At 63.9% G+C, this 17,068-nt stretch carries 14 protein-coding genes; 7 read left to right on the top strand and 7 right to left on the bottom strand.

Going from position 1 to position 17,068, the window contains the following annotated elements; translation table 11 throughout:
- Positions 1–28: 28 nt before the first annotated feature.
- Complete coding sequence (locus L0U84_RS28050; RefSeq protein ID WP_233854880.1) at positions 29–1,834, bottom strand: acyl-CoA dehydrogenase; 1,806 nt, start codon at positions 1,832–1,834, stop codon at positions 29–31.
- A 276-nt stretch (positions 1,835–2,110) separates the two neighbouring features.
- Between L0U84_RS28050 and L0U84_RS28045 the strand changes: the two genes are divergently transcribed.
- The 5 genes from L0U84_RS28045 to L0U84_RS28025 all read left to right on the top strand — a co-directional run bounded on the left by L0U84_RS28045 (position 2,111) and on the right by L0U84_RS28025 (position 8,469).
- Positions 2,111–2,884 carry an SDR family oxidoreductase gene (locus tag L0U84_RS28045; RefSeq protein ID WP_233854878.1) on the top strand — a complete coding sequence of 258 codons (774 nt, stop codon included), beginning with the start codon at positions 2,111–2,113 and terminating at the stop codon, positions 2,882–2,884.
- A gap of 65 nt (positions 2,885–2,949) precedes the next feature.
- Entirely contained in the window at positions 2,950–4,173 is a 1,224-nt protein-coding gene (locus L0U84_RS28040) for an acyl-CoA dehydrogenase family protein (protein ID WP_233854876.1), read from the top strand.
- 80 nt (positions 4,174–4,253) lie between these two features.
- Positions 4,254–5,960 (top strand): long-chain fatty acid--CoA ligase, encoded by a 1,707-nt coding sequence (locus L0U84_RS28035; RefSeq protein WP_233854874.1) that lies wholly within the window; start codon positions 4,254–4,256, stop codon positions 5,958–5,960.
- Positions 5,957–7,513 carry a class I adenylate-forming enzyme family protein gene (locus L0U84_RS28030; RefSeq protein WP_233854872.1) on the top strand — a complete coding sequence of 519 codons (1,557 nt, stop codon included), beginning with the start codon at positions 5,957–5,959 and terminating at the stop codon, positions 7,511–7,513. Before L0U84_RS28035 ends, L0U84_RS28030 begins: the two co-directional genes overlap by 4 nt.
- 50 nt (positions 7,514–7,563) lie before the next feature.
- Complete coding sequence (locus L0U84_RS28025; RefSeq protein WP_233854870.1) at positions 7,564–8,469, top strand: SDR family oxidoreductase; 906 nt, start codon at positions 7,564–7,566, stop codon at positions 8,467–8,469.
- Positions 8,470–8,550: 81 nt separating this feature from the next.
- On the opposite strand, the gene L0U84_RS28020 is transcribed toward L0U84_RS28025, so the two are convergent.
- The 6 genes from L0U84_RS28020 to L0U84_RS27995 form a co-directional block, all read right to left on the bottom strand.
- Complete coding sequence (locus L0U84_RS28020) at positions 8,551–9,735, bottom strand: ABC transporter substrate-binding protein (protein ID WP_233854868.1); 1,185 nt, start codon at positions 9,733–9,735, stop codon at positions 8,551–8,553.
- 74 nt (positions 9,736–9,809) lie between these two features.
- Positions 9,810–10,517: an ABC transporter ATP-binding protein gene (locus tag L0U84_RS28015; RefSeq protein WP_233854866.1), complete on the bottom strand. Its 708-nt coding sequence runs from the start codon at positions 10,515–10,517 to the stop codon at positions 9,810–9,812.
- A complete protein-coding gene (locus L0U84_RS28010) occupies positions 10,504–11,268 on the bottom strand; it encodes an ABC transporter ATP-binding protein (RefSeq protein WP_233854864.1) in 765 nt (254 codons plus the stop codon). The genes L0U84_RS28015 and L0U84_RS28010 overlap by 14 nt, the downstream gene beginning before the upstream one ends.
- A complete protein-coding gene (locus tag L0U84_RS28005) occupies positions 11,261–12,283 on the bottom strand; it encodes a branched-chain amino acid ABC transporter permease (RefSeq protein ID WP_233854862.1) in 1,023 nt (340 codons plus the stop codon). The genes L0U84_RS28010 and L0U84_RS28005 overlap by 8 nt, the downstream gene beginning before the upstream one ends.
- The gene (locus L0U84_RS28000; protein ID WP_267940060.1) at positions 12,280–13,143 is read right to left on the bottom strand and encodes a branched-chain amino acid ABC transporter permease; all 864 of its coding nucleotides are present in this window, start codon (positions 13,141–13,143) and stop codon (positions 12,280–12,282) included. Before L0U84_RS28000 ends, L0U84_RS28005 begins: the two co-directional genes overlap by 4 nt.
- A 439-nt stretch (positions 13,144–13,582) precedes the next feature.
- Positions 13,583–14,674, bottom strand: a complete 1,092-nt coding sequence (locus L0U84_RS27995; protein ID WP_233854858.1) for a porin — start codon at positions 14,672–14,674, stop codon at positions 13,583–13,585.
- 666 nt (positions 14,675–15,340) lie between these two features.
- On the opposite strand from L0U84_RS27995, the gene L0U84_RS27990 reads away from it, so the two are divergent.
- Positions 15,341–15,655 (top strand): hypothetical protein, encoded by a 315-nt coding sequence (locus tag L0U84_RS27990; RefSeq protein WP_233854856.1) that lies wholly within the window; start codon positions 15,341–15,343, stop codon positions 15,653–15,655.
- Positions 15,656–15,885: 230 nt separating this feature from the next.
- Positions 15,886–17,013 (top strand): VIT1/CCC1 transporter family protein, encoded by a 1,128-nt coding sequence (locus tag L0U84_RS27985; protein WP_233854854.1) that lies wholly within the window; start codon positions 15,886–15,888, stop codon positions 17,011–17,013.
- Positions 17,014–17,068: the final 55 nt, after the last annotated feature.

Raw genomic sequence — 17,068 nt, 5'->3', positions numbered from 1 at the left:
ACTCTCGCGTACCGCGCGGGGTCGGCCATCAAAACCACTGCGGCTCCATGCTGAGCGTGGTGTCATCGAGCGTGCGCAACGGCGCGAGCATCGACGCGACGCGCGGCAACTCGCAACGGAAGAACCACTGGCACGCGTGCAGTTTGCCGCGATAGAAGTCCTGATCCGCCGCGCCGTTCGCGCGCGGCAGCGCGGCGCTCGCCACTAGCGCCTGCCGCAGCCACGTCCACGCCATCACGACATGTCCGAATGCTTCGAGGAACGCGTTCGCGTTGGCGAGCGCGCGGTCGGCGTCGCTGGCGAGCGCGGGCAGCAGCGCTGCGAGCGTGTCGCTCAGATCGGCCCATGCGGCGCCGAGCGCGTCGGCGTGAGCCCGTAGCGGCGCGTGCTCGCGCGCGGCGTCGATCGTGCGCTGTAGCTCACGTGCGAGCAGCTTCAGCGCCGCGCTCTGTTTCATCGTGACCTTGCGGCCGAGCAGGTCGATCGCCTGAATGCCGTGGGTGCCTTCGTGAATCATGTTCAGGCGATTGTCGCGATAGAACTGCTCGACCGGATATTCGCGGGTGTAGCCATAGCCGCCGTGAATCTGGATCGCGAGGCTGTTCGCTTCGAGACACCATTGCGACGGCCACGACTTGACGATCGGCGTCAGCAGATCGAGCAGCAGCGCTGCCTCGGCGCGCGCGGTGTCGCTTTCGCCGGTGTTCTGTTCGTCGACGAGCCGCGCCGCGTACAGGCTCAACGCGTAAGCCCCTTCCACATAGGCCTTTTGCGCGAGCAGCATGCGGCGCACGTCGGCGTGTTCGATCAGCGGCAATTGCGGATCGAGCGGGTTCTTGTTGGTCGGATGACGTCCTTGCGGCCGCTCGCGCGCGTATTCGAGCGAGGCCAGATAGCCTCGATAGCCGAGCATCACCGCGCCGAGACCGACGCCGATGCGCGCCTCGTTCATCATATGGAACATACAAGCGAGCCCTTGATGCGGCTCGCCGACCAGTTCGCCCACGCATTCGCCATGCTCGCCGAACGACAGCATCGTCGAGGTCGTGCCGCGCCAGCCCATCTTGTGAATCAGGCCCGCGAGCGCGACGTCGTTGCGCTCGCCGCGGCTGCCGTCGTCGTTGACGCGGAACTTAGGCACCGTGAACAGCGAAATGCCCTTGACCCCCGGCGGCCCGCCCGGAATGCGCGCGAGCACCAGATGCACGATGTTCTCGCTCAACTCGTGATCGCCGCCCGAGATGAAAATCTTGTTGCCGCGAATCGAGAAGGTGCCGTCCGGGTTCGGCGTCGCGGTGCTCGTCAGATCCGACAGACTCGACCCCGCCTGCGGCTCGGTCAGCGCCATCGTGCCGAACGCGCGGCCTTCGAGCAGCGCGCCCAGGTACTTGCGCTTCTGTGCCTCGGAGCCGAACCGTTCGATCACGTTCGCGTTCGCGCTCGTCAACATCGCATAGGACGACGTCGCGATGTTGGCGCTTTTGAATAGCGACAGGCAGGCGAACGAAATCACCGCAGGCAACTGCATGCCGCCCCATTCGTAATCTTTGCCCGCGGCGAGAAAGCCGGTCGCGCGCAACGCGTCGAGCGCGTCCTTGACCTCGTGCGGCATCGTTACGCGCTGCCCGTCGAACTGCGGCTCGTGCTCGTCGGAGAGCCGGTTGTGCGGCGCGAATTTCTCGACCGCCACCGCGTATGCGGTTTCGAGCGCCGCGTTGAAAGTCTCGCGGCTGTGATCGGCGTGACGCGGGCGCTGCGTGAGCGTCTCGGCTTCGAGCACCTCGAACAGCTGGAATTCCAGATCCCGCGTGTTGATGATCAGCGCATCTTGCATCGATGAAAGCCCGTTTAAAGGTAAGCCGCTGTGCGGAACCGCATCGCGAGGCGCGTCGTTCGGTGCTCGCTGATGCGTACCGCTTCAATGGCGTGGATCGTTGGAAAAACGCGCTATGCGGGGAAGTCCCGAGGAACCGCGCGCCGCCGATGCACGTCAGTTTATAACTTAAAACGAATGATCGTGCTTTTATTTACATGCCGAATTTCGGCACGTATGATGGTCGAAAACCGTGGAATCGGAATCTGCATAGCAGAACAACTGGAGGAGCGACGCATGTCAGTGAAGGACCTGTTTCAACTCGACGGCAAGGTTGCCTTGATCACCGGCGGTTCGCGCGGGCTCGGTCTGCAAATGGCCGAAGCGCTCGGCGAAATGGGCTGCCGCGTCGCGATCACCGCGCGCAAGGCCGGCGAACTCGAGGAAGCGAAAGCGCATCTGCAGGGGCGCGGTATCGAAGTGCGGACCATCATCAACGATCTGCAGCGCTTCGAGGGCATTCCGGGTCTCGTCGACGAGGTCATGGGCGCGCATGGGTGCATCGATATCCTCATCAACAACGCGGGTGCCACCTGGGGCGCGCCCGCCGAAGATTACCCCGACGACGCGTGGCACAAGGTGATGAATCTGAACGTCAACGCGCCGTTCTTTCTCGCGCGCGAAGTCGGCAAGCGCAGCATGATCCCGCGCCGCGCGGGCAAGATCATCAACGTCGCGTCGGTGGCCGGCTTGAAGGGCTCGCCGCCGGGCATGAACACGATTGCCTACAACACGTCGAAGGCCGCGGCGATCAATTTCACGCGTGCGCTGGCGGCGGAGTGGGGCAAGTACAACATCAACGTCAACGCAATTTGCCCGGGCTTCTTCCCGTCGAAGATGTCGGCGGGACTGCTCGACAAGCTCGAAGACGCGATCGTCGCACGCACGCCGCTGCGGCGGCTCGGCGGCGACGAGGATCTGAAAGGCCCTGTGGTGTTTCTCGCGAGCGAGGCGTCGCGGCACATCACCGGTCAGTATCTGGCGGTGGATGGCGGTTCGATCATCGTCTGAGTCCGCGCAACGTTCTGGCGCCGCACGCGACGCGTGCGGCCGAATAACAACCCTGGAGACGTTGCATGAATTTCGAGTACTCGGACAAGGTCAAGAGCCTGCAGAAGCGTCTGACCGCGTTCATGGACGAATACGTGTATCCGGCCGAAGCGGTGTTCGAAGCGCAAATGGATGCCGCGCGCGAAGCCGGCAATCGCTGGCAGCCCGCGCCGGTGATCGACGAGTTGAAGGAGAAAGCGAAAGCCGCCGGTCTGTGGAACCTGTTTCTGCCGGAATCGAAATACGGCGCCGGGCTCACGAACCTCGAATACGCGCCGCTATGCGAAATCATGGGGCGCTCGCATATCGGCGCCGAGCCGTTCAACTGCTCGGCGCCCGACACCGGCAACATGGAGACGCTGGTGCGCTACGCGAGCCCCGAGCAGCAACAGCAGTGGCTGCTGCCGCTGCTCGACGGCTCGATCCGCTCGGCGTTCGCGATGACGGAGCCGGAGGTCGCGTCATCGGATGCGACCAATATCGCCGCGAGCATCGTGCGCGACGGCGATCACTATGTGCTGAACGGCCGCAAATGGTGGACCTCGGGCGCGAACGATCCGCGCTGCAAGATCCTGATCTTCATGGGCAAGTCGAATGCCGATCATCCGAACCGCCATCAGCAGCAATCGATGATTCTGGTGCCGATGGAAACACCGGGCGTCAAAGTGCTGCGTCATCTGCCGGTGTTCGGTTACGACGACGCGCCGCACGGTCACGCCGATATCGTGTTCGACAACGTGCGCGTACCGGCGAGCAACATGCTGCTCGGCGAAGGACGCGGCTTCGAGATCGCGCAGGGTCGGCTAGGTCCTGGCCGTATCCATCACTGCATGCGCCTGATCGGACGCGCCGAGCGCGCGCTCGAAGCAATGTGCCGTCGTTCGCTCGATCGCGTCGCATTCGGCAAGCCGATCGCGGAGCAGGGCGTGACGCGCGAGCGGATCGCGAACGCGCGGATCATGATCGACCAGACGCGTTTTCTGGTGCTGAACGCCGCGTACAAGATGGACACGGTCGGCAACAAGGACGCGCGCCAGGAGATCGCGATGATCAAGGTCGCGGCGCCGGGCATGGCCTGCCAGGTGATCGATTGGGCGATGCAGGCGCACGGCGGCGGCGCGGTCAGCGACGACTTCGGTCTCGCGCGCGCCTACGCGAGCTCGCGCACGCTGCGTTTCGCGGATGGTCCCGACGAAGTGCATCGCAATGCGATTGCGAGCATGGAACTAGGGCGTTATCTCGAACGCTGAGCCCAGGTCGCTTTTCAATTCACGAACCCCACGCGTGACGGGTCGCGCGCACGCGTGCGCAGAAAAAGCCGGAGACGCCCATGAACGAACGCCATTACCCGCATTGGCCGCCGCAAGTGCCGCTGCATCTGACGCTGCCGCACACCAATCTTTACTACAACGCCGAAGTCTCGGCGGCGCGTTTTCCCGACAAGCCGTTCATCATCTATTACGACTCGCCGATCACGTTCGCCGAGTTCAAGGACGAGACCGAGCGTCTCGCCGGTTTTCTGCAGCACGAGTGCGGCGTGAAGTCCGGCGATCGCGTGTTGCTGTACATGCAGAACAGTCCGCAGTGGATCGTCGCGTACTACGGCATTCTGCGCGCGAACGCAGTGGTGGTGCCGGTCAATCCGATGAACATGGGCACGGAGCTCGCGCACTACGTCGAGGATAGCGGCGCGACGACGATCATCGCGCCGCAGTGTCTGTTCGACAACGTCGAGCCGTTGATCGGCGATGGGCCGGAGCAGGGGCTCGAGCATGCGATCGTCGCGACATATAGCGATTATCTGAAACGGCCGTCGCCGATCGCGGTGCCCGAATTCGTCGCGGCGCCGCGCAAGAGGATCGAGCGCGCGGGCGTCACGGCGTGGCAGGATGCGCTCGATCGACGCCTCGCGCCCGGTCCGCTCACCACAGGTCCCGACGATCTGTGTGTGATGCCGTACACGTCGGGCACGACCGGCCGGCCCAAGGGCTGCATGCATACGCATCGCAGCGTGATGAGCACGCTGCTTGGGGGCTGCGTGTGGTTCGGCGCGGTGGCCGATGGCGTGCATCTGTCGGTGCTGCCGTTTTTTCATGTGACCGGCATGCAGGGCGGCATGAACAGTGCGGTGTATTCGGCCACGACGATCGTCGTGATGTCGCGCTGGGATCGGGATTGCGCCGCGGTCTGCATGCAGCGCTACCGGATCAGCGCGTGGCAGTCGATCTCGACGATGATGGTCGATTTCCTGTCGAATCCGCGGCTCGGCGAATACGATCTGTCGAGCTTGTCCGGCGCGCGTGGCGGCGGCGCGGCGATGCCTGACGCGATCGCGAAGAAGCTGAAGACGCTGACCGGGCTCGACTACGTCGAGGGCTACGGCATGTCGGAGACGATCGCGGGCACGCACATCAACCCTCCGCATCGTCCGAAGCCGCAGTGTCTCGGCATTCCGGTGTTCGACGTCGATTCGCGCGTGATCGATCCGGTCACGTTGCAGGAGTTGCCGCAAGGCGAGACCGGCGAGATCGTCGTCAACGCGCCGCAGGTGATGCGCGGCTACTGGCGCAATCAGAAGGCCACCGACGAAGCGTTCATCGAACTCGACGGCAAGCGTTTTCTGCGCACGGGCGACCTCGGTCATATCGATGAGGACGGTTATTTCTTCATGACCGACCGCCTCAAACGCATGATCAACGCGTCGGGCTACAAGGTCTGGCCGGCCGAGGTCGAGGCGCTGATGTACCGCCATCCGGCGATTCACGAAGTCTGCGTGATCGGCGTGAAAGACGAAAAGCGTGGCGAGACCGTCAAGGCGCTGGTCGTGCCGACGGCGGCGCAGGCAGGCAAGATCGGCGCGCAGGAGATCATCGACTGGGCGCATCAACAGATGGCCGCGTACAAGGCGCCGCGTATCGTCGAGTTCGTCGCATCGTTGCCGAAATCGGGCAGCGGCAAGATTCTGTGGCGCAAGCTGCAGGAGGAGGATGCGGCGCGCGCGGCTGCTCAGGCCGGCAACGGAGGCGCCGCGCAATGAATTGGCTCGATAGCTTGATGGACGAACCGTTCGTCTGTATCACCGACATGCTGCGTCGCTTTGCGAAAACGCGTGGCGAGCACGCGGCGTTGATCTGCGGCGACGAGGTCGTCACCTACGCGGCGCTCGATGCGCGCGTCGAGCGCTTCGCCGCCGCATTGCAACGCGATGGCATCGAGCCTCGCGATGCGATCGCGCTGTGTGCGAGCGCATCGGTCGATTACGTGGTCGCGTTTCTCGGCGGCTTGCGCGCGGGCGCCGCGGTCGCGCCGCTCGCGCCTTCGTCGAGCGCGGCGAGCCTTGTCGCCATGATCGGAAATTCGGCTGCGCGGCTGCTGTTTCTCGATGCCGACGTGAAGCGCCTGCTCGATCCGGTCGCGGCGGACATCGGCGCAACACCGGTCGCGCTCGATGGACACGCGGGCAGCGTGGCACTCGACGCATGGCTCGCACCGCAAGGCACCGCGCCCACGCCGGTGACGATCGATCCGGCATGGCCGTTCAACATCATCTACTCGTCGGGCACGACCGGCACGCCGAAGGGCATCGTGCAGTCGCACGGCATGCGCTGGGCCTACGCGGTGCGCAGCGTCCAACGCGGTTATGGTCCCGACGCGATCACGCTGATCTCCACGCCGCTCTATTCGAACACGACGCTGGTGAGCTTCATGCCGACGCTGACCTTCGGCGGCACCGTCGTGCTGATGCCGAAGTTCGAGGCGACGCGCTACCTCGAACTCGCGCAACGCCACCGCGTCACGCACACGATGCTGGTGCCGGTGCAGTATCAGCGCCTGATGGCGCATGCGGAGTTCGACCGCTATGACCTGTCGAGTTTTCAGGCGAAGTTCTGCACGAGCGCGCCGTTCGCCGCGAGCCTGAAGGCCGACATCGTGCGCCGCTGGCCGGGTCGTTTGACCGAGTACTACGGGATGACCGAAGGCGGCGGCTCGTGTCAGCTCGAAGCCGATCAGTGGCCGGACAAGCTGCATTCGGTCGGCCGGCCGATGGAGGGGCACGACATCCGCCTGATCGACGAACGCGGCAACGAGGTGCCGATGGGCGAGGTCGGTGAAGTGGTCGGCCATTCGCCGGCGATGATGACCGGCTACTACCGCCAGCCCGACAAGACCGCCGAAGCCGAGTGGTACGACCCGAGCGGCAAGCGCTTCATTCGTACCGGCGACATGGGCCGCTTCGACGCCGACGGTTTTCTGACGCTGCTCGATCGCAAGAAGGACATGATCATTTCGGGCGGCTTCAACGTGTACCCGAGCGATCTCGAAGGCGAGTTGCGCCAGCATCCCGAGGTCGCGGACGCGGCCGTGATCGGCGCGCACTCGGAGCAATGGGGAGAGACGCCGGTCGCGTTCGTCGTGCCGCGTGCGCACGCGCGGATCAGCGCGGCAGGGCTGCTCGAATGGGTGAACACGCGGGTGGGCAAGATGCAGCGGCTGTCTGCGCTGACGTTTCTCGACAGTTTGCCGCGCAGCCCGATCGGCAAGGTGCTGAAGCGGGAGTTGCGTGAGCAGTTCTATCCGGTTTCGCGTTGAGGTATCACGCTCGAAGCGCAATCCCAATCAATTCTGAAACAGGACAACGCATGAACCAATTCGCAGACAAGGTCGCGGTGATCACGGGCGCGGGCTCAGGCTTCGGCCGCGAGTTCGCGCGGCTCGGCACGAAGCTCGGCATGCGGCTCGTGCTCGCCGACGTGCAGCAGGATGCGCTCGATGAAACCCTCGCCGAAGTCACGGCGTCCGGCGCACAGGCGATCGCGCGCCGCGTCGACGTCGCGAACGGCGACGAGGTCGACGCGCTCGCGCGCGCCACGCTCGATGCGTTCGGCGGCGTGCATCTGGTGTTCAACAATGCGGGCGTCGGCGGCAACGGCGGGCTCGTGTGGGAGAACACCGAGCGCGACTGGCAGTGGCTGCTCGGCGTCAATCTGTGGGGCGTGATACACGGCGTGCGCGCGTTCACGCCGCTGATGCTGGATCAGGCGAAGCGCGATGCCGGCTATCGCGGGCATATCGTCAATACGGCGTCGATGGCGGGACTGCTCGCGCCGCCGCTGATGGGGCCGTACAACGTATCGAAGCACGCGGTCGTGGCGCTGACCGAATCGCTGTACCAGGATCTATCTCTTGTCACGCAGCAGGTCGCGTGCTCGGTGCTCTGTCCGTACTTCGTGCCTACCGGCATCGCGAACGCGCAGCGCAACCGTCCGGCCGATCTCGCGAACGACACGGCGCCGACGCTGTCGCAACGCGTCGCCCGTTCGTTGAGCGAGAAGGCGGTCAGCTCGGGCAAGATCAGCGCGCAAGCGGTCGCGGCGATGGTGTTCGATGCGATCCGTGACGAGCAGTTCTATATCTACTCGCATCCGCATGCATTGAATGCGGTGAAGACGCGTGCCGAAGATATCGTCACGCCGCGCAATCCGACCGATCCGTTTGCCGAGCGGCCGCAGGTGCGCGAGCAGATCGTGGCGGCGTTGCGGGGATAGAAGGTCAAACGTAAAGCACAAACAAAAGCGCCGTGAACTGAAATTCACGGCGCTTTTTTCATGCGGGGCTGACCGCGCCCGTTACTTCGCCGCCGTCAGCGAACTCAGCGTCGCCTCCTTCAACTGTCCACCCTCGACCACCGCCGCGAGCGGATTGCCGAGCACGAAGCCGCCATGCTCGTCGACCCCCGCCACGCTTTGCGGGTTGTTTTGCGGCGGCAGTGCCTTCACGGCCTTGTCGAACTGATTGCGAATCGCGGTGGCATCGCTGGTCGTGCCGGCGAGTTTCATCGCGAGCGCGGTCGCATACACGGCCGTGTAATTCAGCGACACCTCCTGGCTAGGATCACGCCCGCCGTGCGTCTTGCGGAACCGCTCGACGAACGACTTCGCGTTCGGCGTCGTGTCGTCGGCGAGCGGCAACACGCCGATCGCGCCGTTCAGCGGTGTGTAGCCGTTCGTGACCTTCGCGACTTCGTCGAGCTTGGCCTGGTCCATGACGATGAAGCCGCCCTTGAAGCCGAGTTCGCGCGCCTGCTGCGCGACGAGGCCGGTCGGCTCCGACGGTCCGCCGATGAACATCACGTCCGGCTTTGCCGCGAGCACGCGGCTCACGCCGCTGTAGAAATCCGTCGCGCGGTTATACGACATCGCGTTGTCCGCGACGATCGTGCCGCCGGCCGCTTCCCACGCGGGCTTGAACGCGGCGACCCAGACCTTGCCATAGTCGGTATCGGTCGCGGCGAGCGCGGCCTTCTTGCCGTACGTCTTCATTTCATACTTGATGAACGAGTCCAGATACGACGTGAACGCGGGCGGAATGTGCACGGTCAGCTTGTTGCCACGCTCGCTGATCTGCGGCACGCTCGTGTACGACAGCAGCAACAGCTTCTGCTGCTCGTTACTGGTCTGCACCGCGAAGCCGCCGCCCGAATGCGGCACCAGCACGACCACGGCTTGCTGCTCCTGGGCGAGACGCCGCGCGTTGATCGCGGTTTCGCTCGGATTGTATTTGTCGTCGAGCGGCACGATTTCGAGTTTGATCTTTTTGCCTGCGACGTCGATGCCGGCCTGGTTCACATCGGCGGCGGCCATCTGCATGCCGTCGAGCACTTCCTGGCCGTACTTCGCCGCGCCGCCGCTCAGCGGACCGGAGTAGCCGATGTGCACGACCTGCTGCGCCATCACGGCGCCGCAGCCGAACAGGGCGGTGGCGGCAGCGATCGCAAGCAGTCCGGCGCGAACGCTCGGGCGTTGGTTCGTCATACGTGTCTCCTATGGAATGTCCTGAATGACCAGGTGTTGTTCGAATGCGCGCGCATCGGCGCGTCCAACCCGCTTTATCCGCCGACGTACGCGCGCCGCACCGCCTCGTTGTTCATCAGGCTCGCCTGATCGCCTTCGAGCACGATGCGGCCGTTTTCGATCACGTACGCGCGGTGCGCGATCTTCAGCGCGGCGAACGCGTTCTGTTCGGCGAGCAGTACCGTGGTGCCCGCGTGGTTGATCTGCTGGATCACGTCGAAGACCTGCTTGACGACGAGCGGAGCCAGGCCGAGCGACGGTTCGTCCAGCAGCAGCACTTTCGGCCGCGCCATCAGCGCGCGGGCAATCGCGACCATCTGCTGCTGACCGCCAGAGAGCGAGCCGGCCGCGTGATCCTTGCGTTCGGCGAGCAGCGGAAAGAGGCTGAACACGTGTTCGAGATTGCGCCGGTTGCCGGCGCTGTCGCCGCGATGCACGTACGCGCCGAGCGTGAGGTTCTTCAGCACCGACATGCCCGGAAACAGCTTGCGTCCCTCCGGACACTGGATCACGCCGCTCCTCACGATTTGCGCGGGCGTCATGCCGAGCAGTTCGCGGTTTCCCAACCGCAGGCTGCCCGCGGCCGCACGGCGCAGGCCGCTGGTCGTCAGGAAGATCGAACTCTTGCCCGCACCGTTGGCGCCGAGCAGCACGACGAGTTCGCCGTCGCCGGCATGCAGGCTGATGCCGTCGAGCGCGCGGAAACTGCCGTAATCGAGCGATACGTTGTCAAACTTCAGCATGCTCGCTCCCGAGGTAAGCGTCGATCACGGCCGGGTTCGCGCGAATCTCGGCAGGCGTGCCCTCGGCGATCTTGCGGCCGTAGTTCAGCACCATGATGCGGTCCGCGAGCTTCATGATCATGTTCATCTTGTGTTCGACGAGGCACACCGTGACGCCGTGTCGGACGAGCTTGCGGATCAGCTCGGCCAGGCCTTCGGTCTCCTCGGGATTGACGCCGCCGGCGGGTTCGTCGAGCAGCATCAGGCTCGGCTCGGTGGCGAGCGCCAGCGCAACCGCGACGCGCTTGCGCTCTTCCTGCGAGATGTCGCCGGCGAGCCGATCGGCGAGCGCGGACAGGCCGACGAAGTCGAGTGCTTCGCGCGCCTTGTCGCGGCAGATGCGCTCTTCGTGCTTCAGACGCCGCGTATGCAAAAGTACGTCCCACAGCCCCGATTGCGTGCGCAGCCGGTGGCCGACGATCAGGTTGTCGAGCACGCTCGCGCGATCGAATAGCGCGGTCGACTGAAACGTGCGTGCGACGCCGAGCCGCGCCATGCTGTCGGCGCCGAGCTTCGTCACGTCCTCGCCTTTGAAAACGATCCGTCCTGAACTCGGCAGATGCGTGCCGCTGATCAGATTGAAGAACGTGGTCTTGCCCGCGCCGTTCGGTCCGATGATCGCGTTGATCCTGCCTGCCTCGATGCGCGTGCTGACGTCGTCGACCGCGACGAGACCGCCAAAGCGCTTGCTGAGCGAGTCGATTTCAAGCATGCCGGTCTCCATGCGTGGGCTGCGGCTGCTGCGTCGAATGAACGGTGCTGCGGCCGTTGGCCGGTACGGCACGCCGCGCGCGCCGATGCTTGCGCGACTGATACAGCCCGACGATGCCGTTCGGCAGAAATATCACCAGCGCGATCAGGATCGGACCGAACACCACGAAGCGATACTCCTGCAGGAACTGCAGGTACTGCGTGAGCCAGGGCACCAGCAGCGCGCCGAGCAGCGGACCCGCGAGCGTGCCGATGCCGCCGACCAGCATGTACATCGTCATGTCGAACGTATGCTCGACGCCCGCGAGGTCCGGGCCGAGGAAGCGCACGGCGCCCGCATAGAGTCCGCCCGCGAGCCCGGCATAGACGACCGACAGCACGAACGCGAGCACCTTGTTGCGCATCAGGTTGATGCCGAGCGATTGCGCGAGGCCGTCGCTGTTGCGGATCGCCATGAAGGTGCGGCCGACGAGCGAGTTGACGATGCGATGCATCAGCCACACGCCGAGCACGAGGAACGCGAACGTCAGGTAGTACAGCGCGCGGGGCGTGTCGAACGACACGAGGCCGAAACCCGACGGCGCAGGAATGCCGATGATGTCCGTCACGCCATGCGTGAGCGAGTCCCACTTCTCGATCACGAGAAACATGATGTAGCCGACGCACAGCGTGAAAATCGAAAAGTAGTGGCCACGCAAACGCAGCGACACGAGCCCGACCACTGCGCCGAACACCGCGACCACCGCGCCGGCCGCGACGAGTGCGAGCCAGAACGGCACCTGATGATCGACCGTCAGGATGCCCACCGTATACGCGCCGAGCGCCATGAAGCTGCCGTGCGCGAGATTGAACTGGCCGGTGTAGCCGGTGATCAGGTTCAGGCCCACCGTCGCCAGCGCGAAGATGTACGCGGTGGACATCACGGTCAGCATGTAGTCGTTGGTCGCGGCGAACGGAAACGCGAGCCCTAGCGCGAACAGAAGTGTCCAGCCCGTCTTGCCCTCGAAGAGTCTCATGATGCGCGCAGTTCCCTCGTGAAGAGTCCCTGGGGACGTACCGACAGAATCACCACCAGCAGCACGAACGCGATGATGTCCTTGTAGTCGGTCGAGATATAGAAGGCGCCGAAGCTCTCGGCCATGCCGATGATGAGCCCGCCGACGATCGCACCCGGCACGCTGCCCATGCCGCCGAGAATGATGATCACGAACGCTTTCAGGATCACGAGCTGACCCATCGCCGGATAGACGAGGTTGATCGGCGCATAGAGCGTCGCGGCGACGGCCGCGAGCAGGCCCGAGATGCCGAACGTGAGCATCGTCACCTTGTTGGTGTCGATGCCCATCAGCGATGCGCCTTCGCGATCCTGCGCCATTGCGATGATGCTCGCGCCGATCACGGTGAAGCGCAGGAACAGCTGCAGCAGCACGACGAGCGCGAAGGCCGCGCCGATGATCAGCAGCCGCTGCAACGGCGCGCTGACGCTGCCGAGCTCGACGATGCCGGTATAAGGCGCCGGCATCCGGTGAAAATCCGCGCCCCAAAGTGCTTGCGCACCGGCTTCGAGAAACAGCAGCAAGCCGATCGCGGCGATCATCGGATGCAACTCGGAGGACTTGCGCAGCGGATGAAACACGAGCCGCTCGGCTAGGATCGCCAGCAGGGCGACCGCGATGCCGGAGCCGATCATCGCGAGCCAGTAGTTCAGGCCGAGCCGGCTCATCAGATAGAACGACACGAACGCGCCGACCATGTAGAACGCGCCGTGCGCGAAGTTCGGCACAGCAAGGATGCCGTAGACGAGAGTGAGACCCAGCGCGACGAGGCTGTAAATGCCGCCTAGCGTCAAGCCGTTGAGGACCTGCTGCAAGAACATATCCACGCTTCGACATCCTCCCACTGGGACACACAGGGTGCGCATCGTGTTGGCTTTCGGCGCGTGCCGCGGCACTTCAATCCGGACGACGACAGCCGATGCTTGAAAACGCACCTTCGGCTGCGAACTGCGCATCGCGAAGGGCGGCGGAGCGGAACAAATTTGGCACGGGCGTTCGCTTTCCGTCAATCAATTTTTGTGTGGAGTTGTTCTGCATTGCGGATTATTGGGGAAGTCACTGAGGTCGCGGATGAAGACCGCATAACCGCATGTTTTCGCGCGCGGAGCCACGCGCACAGCATTGGGTGCCGCCGGCTTCGAGACAGGATCCGTTGGATCGGGCGCGACCCGCGACAGTGCTTCATCAATGCTCCGATTCTGCAATGCAGAATGTTCACGCCCAATCCGGCGCGCCGCTCGCGCGGCGCACCTGCTTCGTTCAGAACGTATGGCGGATGCCGATGTTCACGCCGGCGGTCGTGCCGGTCGGCAGGTTCAGCGCGTTGTTGACCGACAGCCCCGTATGCATGCCGCCGTGATTGGTCACGAAGCCGACCTGCGCATACGTGACCGTCGCCTTCGACAACGAATACAAGAGCCCGGTCGACGCGAGGATCGAATTGTTCGCCCCTTCGTTCGCATCGCGCGTGACCCAGATGCCTGCGTCGATATTCAACGCTGGTGTGATGCCGTAGCTCGCGCCGCCGGAGAAGACGCGATTGTTGAACGAGCCCGCGACCTTGTACTGCGTGTACGACGCCTTCAAGGTCAGGTTGGAGAACGTATAGCGCGCACCGAGCGCGCGGCCCATGAATTCGACTGCGCTAGGTATCGCGATCGCCGCGGCGCTGCCGCCCGCGTTGCCGCTGTAGAGCGCGCCGTCGATCGTCAGGCCGCCCAGGTGATAGCGCAGACTCGCCGAGTATTGGCGGCCTGCCTGGAAGTCGCCCGCGGTGCCGCCGAATGCAAACATCGCGCTCGCCTGCAAGCCCGCTATTTCCGGCGACGTGTACGAAATGCCGTTCGGGTTGAACAGACCCGTCACGTAGACGTTGTTCAGATAGGTGACGAGGCCGCTGCCGAAGTACGCCATCTCGCGCGGATCGAAGTCGTACACCGACAGGAAGAACGGCGAGAACTGCAAGCCCGCTTTGACCGTACCGAAGCGGCTGTCGATGCCGATCCACGCCTGGCGGCCGAACAGGTTGCCGTTCGAGTTGTTCAGCGAACCGTTGGCGACGCTGAAGCCGCTTTCGAGCTGGAAGATCGCACGCATGCCGCCGCCGAGATCCTCGGCGCCCCGCATGCCGAAACGCGAGCCGGACAGGCCGCTATCGGTGAACGAGTATTGATGACCGGCGCTCTGACCGGTGGCCGCGTTGAGCGTTTTGTTCGTGTACAGCAACGATGCGTCGACGATCCCGTACAGCGTCACGCTGCTTTGCGCATGGGCTCCCTGCGCCGCGCCTAGCGCACATGCACCCACCAGACCAAGAATGGCTCCCACCCTGTTGCAATGACTTGCCGGCATGCTGCGTGTCTCCTTGTTTTTACGTTGTCGGGCAAACGGTGAAACGGGTTCTGCAGTGCGCTGCGCGGTGCAATTTCGGCGGGCAATGACGCACCCCGGCAATCCGATAAGGAATGCCAATGTTCGGGTGGACTGCGGGGAGTACGAATCGGCTCGAAGGCGCTTCTTGTGTTTTGCTGCTCTCCTGTTGGCGGATGTGTCGAGCGATGAACGGCCGCTCCGATTCGATTTGCTTGCGCACGAAATGCATGCGAAATTTGGCACGACCGTTCGTGCTGTGTCAACGAGGGAAACCGCCAGAAGTACTGCAATGCAGGCGTGAATAGGGAAAGTACCTAAATCGAAAGATGCGTTTCATTTGCATCGTAAGTCTTTGTAATAGAGAAGGATTTGCCGATTACGATGTTTGAGGAGGGGTAAGGATGTACCGTCGCATAGTTCTGCAATGCAGAAACAAATAGGATTGGGCGTTAGGGGATTCCGCCTGTGGATCGCCGATGATGGAGCGACGAACCGGGGCATCGACCCTTGCCACCCGCGTCCCGCTATTTGACTGTAAGCTTCCGTTGACGGGTTCGCGGCCACGCCGCGCGACCCGCTTTGGTGGTTCACGATTCGCAGACGGACTCGTACGTTATTGCCCATTCTTTTTAAGGAATATCCGTTATGAAGAGCTTCGCGATTAAACGAATCATGCTTGGCGTCTCGGTCGTCGCACTGGTGGCCGGCACGATGCCGCTCGCGCTCGCACAGGGTTCGACGGATGCCGCAGCCCAGGAAGGCGCAACGAGCGCCCCGAAGCCGACCAAGGCCGAGCGCAAGGAAGCGCGCAAACAGGCTCGCGCGAAAAAGAACGCCGAGCTGAAGAAACTCGAAGAGGCGGGCTACCAGCCGGCGCAGAACGATCCGAACTATCCGGACAAGCTGCAGGCGGCGCAGAAGAAGGCCGGCGTTGGCGCTGCCGCACCGGCCAGCCAGTAACGGACGAGCGGACGCCCGGCGCGATGTTGATCATCGATGAAGCGCCGGGTGTTTTCGAGGTTCACACTATCGCGATTCCGTACGGCATTCGATTCGCTGTCCGGATGCGGGTCAATCGCAGCCAATCAATATTGCTTCTCGCTCACCCCAAGCTTTAGGGCTTTTCCGGCCGCTGTTCACGGATCGGTTAGGCTTTGCCGTCAGCAACGCGATCCGCGGGGAACGTGATCATGGCAACGAAGCATGAAGTGAAACGCTACAAGGCGAATCTCTCCGACGAACTGCACAGCGCCGCCCTCTATGAGACGCTTGCGAACGTCGAGAAAGACGAGACCCGCAAGCAGGTCTATCAGGATCTCGCGCAATCCGAACACAGCCACGCGCAAGTGTGGGCCGACAAGCTCAGGGCCAACGGCATCGAACCGAAAGGCCATGGGCATGCGGTCAAAACGCGCCTGATGAAGGGGCTCGTGCGCCTGTGCGGCGCGGACTTCGTTCTGCCGACGCTCGCCGCCGCCGAATACGCGGACCGCAACAAATATCAAGGCCAACGCGACGCGGGCCGCATGTCGGCTGATGAGCATCATCACGCGGCGGTCGTGCAAACGCTCGCGAGCACCGGCAATTCCAAGCTGTCGTCCGGCGCGCGTATTGCCGAGGCCGAGTCGTGGCACAAGGGCGCCGCGTCGGGCAACGATCTGCGCGCGGCGGTGCTCGGCGCGAACGATGGTCTCGTGTCCAACTTCTGCCTGATCATGGGCATCGCCGGCGCGGGCACCGGCAACAAGGCGATCCTGTTGACCGGCCTCGCCGGGCTGATCGCCGGGGCCTGTTCGATGGCGCTCGGCGAATGGCTTTCGGTCACCAATGCGCGCGAACTCGCGAGCACGCAGATCGCGAAGGAAGCCGAGGAGATCGAAGAACAGCCCGAAGCGGAGGAGCACGAGCTCGCGCTGATCTACCGCGCGAAAGGGCTCGACGCGAACGAGGCGAAACGCGTGGCCTCGCAGATGATGCGCGACAAGGACAAGGCGCTCGACACCCTCACGCGTGAGGAGCTCGGTCTCGATCCGGCGGAACTGGGCGGCAATCCGTGGTCGGCGGCGGGCGTGTCGTTCTGTCTGTTCTCGCTCGGCGCGATTTTTCCGGTGATGCCTTTTCTGTGGACGCACGGCGTCAGCGCGATCGTGCAGTGTGTCGTGCTGAGCATGCTGGCGCTCGCGTCGATCGGCGTGTTCACGTCGCTGTTCAACGGCCGCAGCGCGGGCTTTTCGGCGCTGCGCCAGATCGTCATCGGGCTGATCGCGGCGGGGTTTACGTTCGGCGTCGGACGTTTGCTGGGCGTTTCGATTTCCTGAGCGGTTCACCCAGCGCGAGCGCGTCGCGCTCGCCGCCGTCCGGGAGCGAGGCTTG

The organism is Paraburkholderia sp. HD33-4 (genome assembly GCF_021390635.1).
Taxonomy (GTDB): domain Bacteria; phylum Pseudomonadota; class Gammaproteobacteria; order Burkholderiales; family Burkholderiaceae; genus Paraburkholderia.
The sequence above is the reverse complement of the archived record's forward strand: the minus strand, read 5'-3'. Positions and strand labels throughout refer to the sequence as shown.

What these genes read in the sequence shown, in the direction of transcription:
- L0U84_RS28050 (WP_233854880.1), bottom strand. Translation starts at nt 1,834, where the DNA reads ATGCAAGATGCGCTGATCATCAACACGCGGGATCTGGAATTCCAGCTG.
- L0U84_RS28045 (WP_233854878.1), top strand. Translation starts at nt 2,111, where the DNA reads ATGTCAGTGAAGGACCTGTTTCAACTCGACGGCAAGGTTGCCTTGATC.
- L0U84_RS28040 (WP_233854876.1), top strand. Translation starts at nt 2,950, where the DNA reads ATGAATTTCGAGTACTCGGACAAGGTCAAGAGCCTGCAGAAGCGTCTG.
- L0U84_RS28035 (WP_233854874.1), top strand. Translation starts at nt 4,254, where the DNA reads ATGAACGAACGCCATTACCCGCATTGGCCGCCGCAAGTGCCGCTGCAT.
- L0U84_RS28030 (WP_233854872.1), top strand. Translation starts at nt 5,957, where the DNA reads ATGAATTGGCTCGATAGCTTGATGGACGAACCGTTCGTCTGTATCACC.
- L0U84_RS28025 (WP_233854870.1), top strand. Translation starts at nt 7,564, where the DNA reads ATGAACCAATTCGCAGACAAGGTCGCGGTGATCACGGGCGCGGGCTCA.
- L0U84_RS28020 (WP_233854868.1), bottom strand. Translation starts at nt 9,735, where the DNA reads ATGACGAACCAACGCCCGAGCGTTCGCGCCGGACTGCTTGCGATCGCT.
- L0U84_RS28015 (WP_233854866.1), bottom strand. Translation starts at nt 10,517, where the DNA reads ATGCTGAAGTTTGACAACGTATCGCTCGATTACGGCAGTTTCCGCGCG.
- L0U84_RS28010 (WP_233854864.1), bottom strand. Translation starts at nt 11,268, where the DNA reads ATGCTTGAAATCGACTCGCTCAGCAAGCGCTTTGGCGGTCTCGTCGCG.
- L0U84_RS28005 (WP_233854862.1), bottom strand. Translation starts at nt 12,283, where the DNA reads ATGAGACTCTTCGAGGGCAAGACGGGCTGGACACTTCTGTTCGCGCTA.
- L0U84_RS28000 (WP_267940060.1), bottom strand. Translation starts at nt 13,143, where the DNA reads ATGTTCTTGCAGCAGGTCCTCAACGGCTTGACGCTAGGCGGCATTTAC.
- L0U84_RS27995 (WP_233854858.1), bottom strand. Translation starts at nt 14,674, where the DNA reads ATGCCGGCAAGTCATTGCAACAGGGTGGGAGCCATTCTTGGTCTGGTG.
- L0U84_RS27990 (WP_233854856.1), top strand. Translation starts at nt 15,341, where the DNA reads ATGAAGAGCTTCGCGATTAAACGAATCATGCTTGGCGTCTCGGTCGTC.
- L0U84_RS27985 (WP_233854854.1), top strand. Translation starts at nt 15,886, where the DNA reads ATGGCAACGAAGCATGAAGTGAAACGCTACAAGGCGAATCTCTCCGAC.